The sequence below is a fragment of the Pseudoalteromonas sp. CST2 genome (genome assembly GCF_028599385.1).
GTDB classification, from domain to species: Bacteria; Pseudomonadota; Gammaproteobacteria; order Enterobacterales; family Alteromonadaceae; genus Pseudoalteromonas; species Pseudoalteromonas atlantica.
The window spans coordinates 98545-106921 of sequence record NZ_JAQREO010000016.1; the positions used below are offsets into that span (position 1 = coordinate 98545).

The 8377-nt window shown below is 42.7% G+C and carries 12 protein-coding genes; 4 read left to right on the forward strand and 8 right to left on the reverse strand.

Annotated features, from left to right (window positions below; translation table 11 throughout):
* Positions 1-54 precede the first annotated feature (54 nt).
* Entirely contained in the window at positions 55-753 is a 699-nt protein-coding gene (locus PSH41_RS17425; protein WP_273589565.1) for a DUF2786 domain-containing protein, read from the reverse strand.
* A gap of 18 nt (positions 754-771) precedes the next feature.
* Positions 772-1128 carry a hypothetical protein gene (locus PSH41_RS17430; RefSeq protein WP_273589564.1) on the reverse strand — a complete coding sequence of 119 codons (357 nt, stop codon included), beginning with the start codon at positions 1126-1128 and terminating at the stop codon, positions 772-774.
* Between the two features lie 235 nt (positions 1129-1363).
* On the opposite strand from PSH41_RS17430, the gene PSH41_RS17435 reads away from it, so the two are divergent.
* Entirely contained in the window at positions 1364-1540 is a 177-nt protein-coding gene (locus tag PSH41_RS17435; RefSeq protein ID WP_273589563.1) for a hypothetical protein, read from the forward strand.
* 32 nt (positions 1541-1572) lie between these two features.
* Here PSH41_RS17435 and PSH41_RS17440 read toward each other — a convergent pair whose 3' ends face one another.
* The 6 genes from PSH41_RS17440 to PSH41_RS17465 all read right to left on the reverse strand — a co-directional run bounded on the left by PSH41_RS17440 (position 1573) and on the right by PSH41_RS17465 (position 6187).
* Entirely contained in the window at positions 1573-1914 is a 342-nt protein-coding gene (locus PSH41_RS17440) for a hypothetical protein (RefSeq protein ID WP_273589665.1), read from the reverse strand.
* Positions 1915-2069: 155 nt separating this feature from the next.
* Positions 2070-2315 (reverse strand): hypothetical protein, encoded by a 246-nt coding sequence (locus PSH41_RS17445; RefSeq protein WP_273589664.1) that lies wholly within the window; start codon positions 2313-2315, stop codon positions 2070-2072.
* Positions 2312-2581 carry a hypothetical protein gene (locus tag PSH41_RS17450; RefSeq protein WP_273589663.1) on the reverse strand — a complete coding sequence of 90 codons (270 nt, stop codon included), beginning with the start codon at positions 2579-2581 and terminating at the stop codon, positions 2312-2314. Before PSH41_RS17450 ends, PSH41_RS17445 begins: the two co-directional genes overlap by 4 nt.
* A 780-nt stretch (positions 2582-3361) precedes the next feature.
* Positions 3362-4534: a hypothetical protein gene (locus PSH41_RS17455; protein WP_273589662.1), complete on the reverse strand. Its 1173-nt coding sequence runs from the start codon at positions 4532-4534 to the stop codon at positions 3362-3364.
* A 211-nt stretch (positions 4535-4745) separates the two neighbouring features.
* Complete coding sequence (locus tag PSH41_RS17460; protein WP_273589661.1) at positions 4746-4949, reverse strand: hypothetical protein; 204 nt, start codon at positions 4947-4949, stop codon at positions 4746-4748.
* Positions 4950-4993: 44 nt separating this feature from the next.
* Positions 4994-6187 (reverse strand): hypothetical protein, encoded by a 1194-nt coding sequence (locus PSH41_RS17465; protein WP_273589660.1) that lies wholly within the window; start codon positions 6185-6187, stop codon positions 4994-4996.
* Positions 6188-6823: 636 nt separating this feature from the next.
* Here PSH41_RS17465 and PSH41_RS17470 point away from each other — a divergent pair.
* The 3 genes from PSH41_RS17470 to PSH41_RS17480 all read left to right on the forward strand — a co-directional run.
* Complete coding sequence (locus tag PSH41_RS17470; protein ID WP_273589659.1) at positions 6824-7114, forward strand: hypothetical protein; 291 nt, start codon at positions 6824-6826, stop codon at positions 7112-7114.
* Positions 7115-7119: 5 nt separating this feature from the next.
* Positions 7120-8031, forward strand: a complete 912-nt coding sequence (locus tag PSH41_RS17475; protein WP_273589658.1) for a site-specific integrase — start codon at positions 7120-7122, stop codon at positions 8029-8031.
* Between the two features lie 34 nt (positions 8032-8065).
* The coding region (locus PSH41_RS17480) for a hypothetical protein (protein ID WP_273633953.1) at positions 8066-8377 on the forward strand (312 nt) is incomplete at its 3' end.

The window sequence follows — 8377 nt, forward strand, 5'->3', positions numbered from 1 at the left end:
AGACACACAAAGTACAAACAGCAACCCTATCGCATAAACTAACATTATCCTCTCCTACTCTATATAGGCCAATTTAGGCGATTCTTGACCCGCAACACCGGCATGAATAGATACCCCAGCCCCGTCACGCTTACCATTCAAATAAGCATCAATCGCTCGTTTATCGTCCTTAGCTTGCCGCGCTTGATAGGTCGTTATATTAAGGTTTTTTTCTTTCCAGCTCTTGATCAGGCCTTTTTGTTCAGTTGCCACAACAAGCGGCTGCACCTTTGAACTAACTTCTGAGATCCATCCTAAACAATACCAATCAGCTCGATTAGTCTTCGTGGCCTTCTTGCAGTTTTTATGAAGGCCAGCAATGAACACCTTTCTATCTGTCATTAACTGACGGTATAGAACGTTGAAACAATACGAAGCAATCTCATCGTTTGGCATAATGCCAATGAACATTACAGCCCCTCTTCGCTTCCATGAAACATCATCATACTCTTCGGTCAGAACATGAGTCACACCGAATGCATCATCTACTGCTTTTAGCAATTTCAGAACCCAGCTAGGAGGATTAATTTTATCTACCAATGTCGTTGTTGAACCAACTTCACTCAACATGACATCACCAATTTCAAAGCCATGCTTACGCATCATCGCTTGAGCTCTTGATAAAGCTACAGCTGCCTCATTAGGATTAGGCGACTTAGCTAGGTTCAGAAGCTTCTTAATTTTTTCGAGGTATTTTTTTTGCTCTTCAGTCATCACTAAGCCACCTGGAAACTACACGTTAGCCATTTGTCTGAAGTAACGTACTTGACCGCGCATCGACGTTTCTAATGAATTGCTGGCACGAAACCCCAGCCACACAGCAAGCGCACCGGCTATCCCCAAGGACCACAACCCAGTCCCAAACATTGGGGCGATAGACCAACCAAACTGACCATTTAATAAAGTAGGTCCCATAAACAAGACCAGCATAGCAATAGCGAATACCCCGAAACCAGTTTGCTTCAATGTGTTAGTTAGCTCTGTTTGAGTTGCACCATACACAATAGTCGCCTGACAGCCCGTACACACACGAACACCGAATTTTGATTGCGTGTCACAAAAAGGACACTGAACTGTATTATCAGTCATTTAATACTCCATAACGTCTTTTTTATAAACCATACTATACGGCCTATAAAAGAAGTTTACCAAACTCATCAAAAAATGCCATAATTAATACATTATTTAGCCATCGGCTAATTGAAAAAGAAGGGCGCTTTCGAGCTGACCGCAAGCCAGCATTTACATTGTCTCTTCCAGTGGGTTTTCAGTGGGCGTTTTCATAAGCGTCCAGCGGAAACCCACTGGTGACTTGGAGACAAAAATGGAAAATGTATTGGCGTTAATTGAATTAATCGGCGTATTGTTTAAGTGTGGCGTAATTGCCGGTGTAGGACTTTACATACTTGGGCGTTATCGTGCTTATCGCGAAGCGACTGTGGTTAGAAGAGCTTACAATAGAACAATACTTCGTACTTCAAAAAAAAGGGCTCATGCATGAGCCCTTTTTCTTTTTATCTAAATCGTTACCGGTCAAACTAAGTAGGTATAAAGACAAGCTACTATATTCCCCTCAAAGCCTTTGTTTTGAACCCCTACCGTAAACTCTCGTACCGAGACTTTGGGGTCATCACCAATTATATACAAACATGCTATCCCCTGAATTGGGTGGTGGCATAGATGCTCAAAATAGCCATAGTCTTTTTTGCACCAACGACCAAGATCACCTTCTACAAGTTTTTTAACTTCACTCTGTAGATATTCTTCCAGATTGGGCCGGTGTTCCTCATCTATATCATCAAGCTTATACTGGCGTATGTACTCCACTGTTTTATTAAAATTGTCAGATTCAAATCTGACTTTGACTTCACTCATCTGTAACTCTCTCGCTCATAGCGCCATATTCACTTCTTTTATTCCGTTATTGTAAGCCAGGATTGCGTTGTTAGTAATTGTACCTCTGGCTATTTTCAGCAATAACCATACTACTAAATCATGAAAATAGTATGGATTTTAGAATTATTGTCTATTTATTTAGGGTTAACGAACCTTTTCAGTTCAACAACGTGATCTAAATCAAGCAAAGTACCATCCTCCAACCTTGTATGACTGGCGTACTCGCATAGCAATTTATATGCCGCTTCTGGACTATCGGAATAATGGCGTAATGCTTTAGTAAAATCCATAGTTATCGAACATACGACTCTTTTACCTTTAGACAGCTGAACATGCACTGGCTCTATGCTGTTTTTTTGGTCTTCTGATGCATAACTCATGAAGTAAATCCAACATCTGAAGGCTCAAACCACGCTAACATTTGCTCTTCAGACAAGCTAGGAATGGGAATGTTTAGGGAATAGGAGCAATGCACTACCTCTTGGGCAACTGAACCTACAGCTTTTAACGCTCGTTGAGCTTCAACCAGTTCTTCTCTGTCAGGTAGGCGTTCAGGTAAATCCGGATATGACTTAGTAACAACTTCAGCTTGACGCTTTAACGCGCTTAGCGCTTGCTTTAATATCTGTACACGTTCTTGTTTCATCCCATTACTCTCCATCAACTGTATGAGATAAATTAAAACAGATATCTAGGGGGGAAGTGCCGGAAAAACCCCTGTTACTTGTCAGGAGTTTTAGGCGTAAAAAAACCCAGTAAAACTGGGTTATTTATCGACTAGCCAAAATGTGCGCGAGTCACTTCATATTTCATATTGCGAGCTTGGCGAAACTTGTACCAAACATAAAGCAAAACAGAGATAGAAACGGCAGACGTGAACATAGACTGTATCATATCGATGATATACATAGGATTTCCTCTTTACGTGTTGAAGGCAGCTCGAAAGCGCCTGTTTTTTTCATGCTGTGAAAACAGCTATAAGAATTATTAGTTTAGCCCCTGTGATCCACCTGGTCAACACCTATAAAATTAGGCATGCCTAATTTATTAAAATCCTTCCGTCTCATAGTCTATATAACTTGAATCATCTATTTCAAACCTTTCCCGAGCACGCTTCGCAGCTTTTTTTGCAGCTACACATCCACATGAGATAATCCTACCAGACACTAAATTTGCACCTTGAACAACCTTGTCTTTAGTTCCACAATGACAGTTACATAACCAATGCGCCTTCTTTTTTGAAGATTCCGATAAGTGACTAAGTTCCTCGCCTCTGGCTCTTCGAGTAACGATAAGCTTACCGAACTCTTTACCATCCAACCGATTCAACCCCATTGTTATTACTCACTTTTAAAAGTTAAAATTATTGACTTGCCCATAACACTCGAAAGTTATCCACTATTTCAGTGGACAACCCAGTGAATAACTACTTACAGGCTACGCCCTGAAAGGATTTCAGTAGCGCTCTACCTTTTTCCCCGCCATACGCTGCCACATAATCGGTTAGATCTTTATATTTATTTTGCTTCGCCACTTCATCAAACTGAGGAATGATCATGAACGTCTTACCTGGTGTCGCTCGAAGTGTTGTTTCACAAACTTCTACGCCCTTATTAGGCGCATCACCATACTGATCATTGTCTGCCACCAGAATAATTGCAGAGTCGGGACACATTTCACGTAACACAGCGACAATATGCGGGATGTTATCAGCATACATAGCAGCAACGCTGTAGGCCTCAGTGAGCTTATATGACATCCCCGCATCAGCTGGGGCTTCCATGACATAAATATCCTCACCATTAATAGGTGGACGGCACGGCACAGGGAAGCATGCACCCGATGTATCCAACCCCTTACGAAACGTTTTAGCACCCAGTTCCGGATAGATGCGCTGGATACCCTTGAATTTCCATTGCGCGAGCTCAACCAACTTCAACGCCGTAAACTGCCCAACCAGCTTTCCCATTGTGGTTTCACCAGTAAAGAGCTCAACCCACTGGAATAAATCAGCAACACCTTTTTTAGCGAAGTATGGGCAAGGGGCTTGAAGCTTTGACATCATTTTCAACCACCGAAAATCTTTATTAACAGCTTCAGCTTTTAAGGCCCTTTCCTCTTCTCTTCTCTTTTCTGCATTCTTCAGATACTCATTTCGTCGAGTATTATCCGGTTTCACTCTCGATACCCTGGACCCGCCGCGATATGAATCATATTCGTCCATCAAGGCTTTATAACCATCAAAAAGCACAGGTTCTGGAAAGTGCTTACGGAAGTTATTAAAGCGCACAGAAGGGTATTTGATGGTATAGCTCTCCCCATTTACCTCCCAGGTATGAGTATTTTCAAAACCAATGATTGAAATTCTGTTGTTATCTGCTTTTTCAAGACCGGCAACATCACGGCCTTTGATTACCTCACCAGACAACGTTACGTTAGCTCTTGATTCATACCAATCAATTGACACTTCTTTTGCTTTATCAGCAATTTGTGAGGCGAACTTATCTAACATCAAGTAAGGATCATTACGGTAGTAGGCCATTACAAAGCCATAAAACCGACTATTGTGTTCGCTTTTTTGTTCGTTTGAATTAGGCATGCCTAATTTTCCTCTGCTTATTACTATCGCCCTTATTCGTTCTATCGCGTACAATTAAAGGGATATATGCCTCTGGTCATTTACCAGAAAGAAAAAGAAGGGCGCTTTCGAGCTGACCGCAACCGGCCTCTGTGCCAAGGAGTATGTAAAAACCCAATATTTCATGGATGAAGCGGTGTGGCTGTTCCCACGGTCACACCGCAACCTACATTTACTCTTTTACCCCCTTTTGTGAATGCGCCTTCAAATATTCCACACATTCACCTTCCAAAAAATCTTCGTTAACCAGCGCGGTAACAATTTCATCTTCAGAAAAGGAATAGCGCGACTTCAGAATCTTAATAGACTCCATAGCCTTTTCATGCTCACCAGCCAGCCGATGATCATGGAACTCATCAATAATATCTTTAATCACTAAAACTGCTCCTAACGACTCAGGGGCAGAGTGAAAGCTAAATTTTATTTTTCGCTTAACTTTCTCTCTAGCTTCAGGGGTTCAACAATGCCAAATGCTTGCAGCATTAAGCGCCAGGTACTGTAGTGAATGTGGTATGCACGACCTTCACGTTCAGTAAGCTTGTTAATCTTGTCCGTATTAAAGATGCGAAGTGAGTCCAAGAGCTTAAACCAAACATCTTGCGATATTTCCATTGGCTCTTTTTTCCATGCTTCATTATCCCTGGTTGCTAACGCAACCTTCATTTCTTGATTACCAAACTTCAATCGATGTGCGATTTCCATTGGATCAAGTGACAAGATATTCATAAAGGTTCGCAACTCTACAAACGTAGGCGCTCGCCAATTTTCAACACCGAACACACGCTCATCGATAGTGACATCATGGCTACGCGCTGAACGGTTCGTGGTGAAAAACTTTAACTTTGACTCTTCCACTCCAAATTGCGCGGCCAGCTGTTCAGCTGTGTAGCCAGTCCATGCAATGAATTGTCGAAGGACTTTGGGTTTAGGAGGCTCAAAACCCTCACCTAACGGCAATAACGTCTCAGGAGGCAGCTTAGGGGCCTCTATATACTCATGCAGAGAACGAATACCGCCCTTATCCAATAAATCCATCCACTGTTCATGTGTAACGTGGAAAGGATTGGTAGGCTGCGCCTTGTGGCTATGCAACAAGTGCTTTACCAATGGCTCTTCCATACCAAGAATTCGAGCAATAGCCGAATCTGACATACCTGAGCGAGTTGCAAGAACGCGCACTTCCGAGATATTAGGCTTTACCCATTCCTTAGCGTCATGGCTAAAGATACGAGAACGAAGGAAAGGCTTTTGAGGCTCAAGCTTTACTGGCGTTGCTACGCCAAAGCTTTCAAGCCATAAGCGCCAAGTCGTGTACTGGATACGTTTGCCTTTAACGTAGTTACGGTCAGTAAAATAGGTTCGTAGATGTTTGGGGCTCACATCGGCAAGCTGCGCGAGCTCATTGGTGGACCAACCCACAGCATTTTTGAACTCAGCCAGTTCCGCTGTTGTAGGCGCAACCCATCCATCACCAAACGGCTTCAATACGTCTGGATGCATAGAATTTTTCCTAACAATTTTTTGATACAAATTAGCAAGCACTTTCTGAGTGCCAGAAAGCAGTGAATTGAAATCTGCGATTAAGTCTTGATCTAAATATTGAGTTTGTAACATTTTCATTTCCTCTTTACGTGTAACAGGCAGAGGTAAAACCCTCGCCTTTTTTGAAACCTAACAGCATTGGTTAGGTACTGAAACATTGGCACATTTTTTACCTGGTATCAACTTCTTTTTCACCAGGTCTGCACCTGTGGATATTTTTTGCCGCGCAAAATAAGGAAGAGCGAGTTACCCACATACCCACACTAAATCTACGAGTAAAAGAAAGCTCTCCGATGCGCGTGGATATGCTGGATAACTCGCTCTCTCTTTACCTACGGCTTCATGTAACAAGTTCCATTACGCCTTTTGCGCTGCATGCCTGCGGCATGCGTGAACCTTAAAAACCATCGAGGTTTTACGGTTCATCGGCCTTGCTACGCAAGCCCGTCGCTCACCCGCCCGTTGGGAGGGGCATCACGAGCAATAGCCCCTCCTTTTTTGGCGGCCCAGCCGCTCTAGGTTGCGCTATCGCGCCAACCTAGAGCGGCTGGGTTCGTGAGCTTTAGCGCAAAAGGCGCACGGAAAAGCTATCGTGCTTTTCCTGAACGCATAAATACCTCTATAATTATAGCATGTTGCACGGTGTTTACGAACGGCATTTTTAAGGCTATCATGAACGCATAGTTTGAACGGTATATGTGAACGCTTATGAAACCAACTACAAAGGCCTCCAAAGACGTATTAGCGGTAGAGGCGGAAGAAATTTTAAAGTTAAAAGAAGACATCAAACAGAGGCGTAAGAAGCGTAATTTCTCGCGCTCAAAATTAAGGAAATACTTTGCTGAAGCAAAAAGATTAAAGGAAGAATTTGGTTTTTCCTTTGAAGATATCGCCCTGTGGTTGCGTCAATGTAAGCGCGTAAAAATGACAGCAGATGGAGTCAGATCGTCGTATCGTCGTATCGAAAAGGAACTAACAAGCGACCAATCTGAAGGGTAGTTTCTATGGCAAAAAAATCTCTAAGACAACAGGCAGCAGCTGTAATTCGCTCAAAAACAGCCTTCAATACTGACAGCAAAAAAGGTGGTAATGCCGGTTCAAAAACAGTCCCAGGGAACTATAAATCTTTGCAATCATTACGCTCTGCTAACGAAACAGTATTGGCGTTAGCTAAGATAGCGGAAGATATGAATGTTCAGCGGATCAAGCAAATCACGCCTGATAACGCAGAACAATATTTAGGTTTAAAACGAGACAATTTTGCTTCTCAAAAGGCATTAGACAGAGACAGAAAAGCATTATCTATTGCCCTTGGTGTTGAAATTCCACGGCTAAAAGCTGTTTCAGAACAGGTTTTAAGCTCACGCGCTTACAGCACTGAGCAAATAAACAACATCACCAAATCTATGACAGATAGAAACGCGCTTGCAGTAAAGATAGCGCACAATGCAGGCCTTAGAGCTCATGAATTATTAACGCTCAAACGTGCAGATGAAGGTACAAAAACAACATCAAGAACATGGACAGAAGACCGGTTCGCTGGGCGGGATGGTACTGTTTATCTTGTGACAGGGAAGGGGGGTTTAACAAGAGAAGTGCTTATTTCAAATGACTTGGCAAAGGAATTAGAAGGCAGAAGGCACGAACAACCACAAACCAAAATGGACAGAGGGATTAACTATCTTCAACGCTATGATATTGGTGGCGGTAACGCCCTGTCCTCTTCATTTACTCGCGCCAGTCAACGCGCATTAACATTTTCTCATGGTCTTCACGGTGTACGACATCGTTATGCTCAGGAACGCATTGATGAAATCAAGCTTAAATTCAATGTAGATCATGACAGTGCAAGAGACATCGTTGCTCAAGAGCTGGGGCATTTCCGTGGTGATATTACTGAAGTGTATTTACGTTAGAAATTAGGCATGCCTAATTTTTGGAGCTAAACCAATGGACAGTTTTAATCTTAATAAAGATTTACCAGACGCCAGCAATCTATACAGTTGGCGTATTGGGAATGCAACAGGTTGGGCAAAGGCCGTTTATGAGACAGATGAAAAAGCATTAGAGGCGGCAAAAGAGCACTGCAAAAATAAAATTGGTGTGGGTAAGCATACGATACACATTGGTGTCTCGAAAACTGAACCGGTTAATTGTGAGCCGATCATACAACGATACAAACAGCATTTAGAATATGGTTGGGACACCCCCCAACTATTCGGAGCGATGTCTATTCCCAAAGAACATTGGAAACGGCTAACA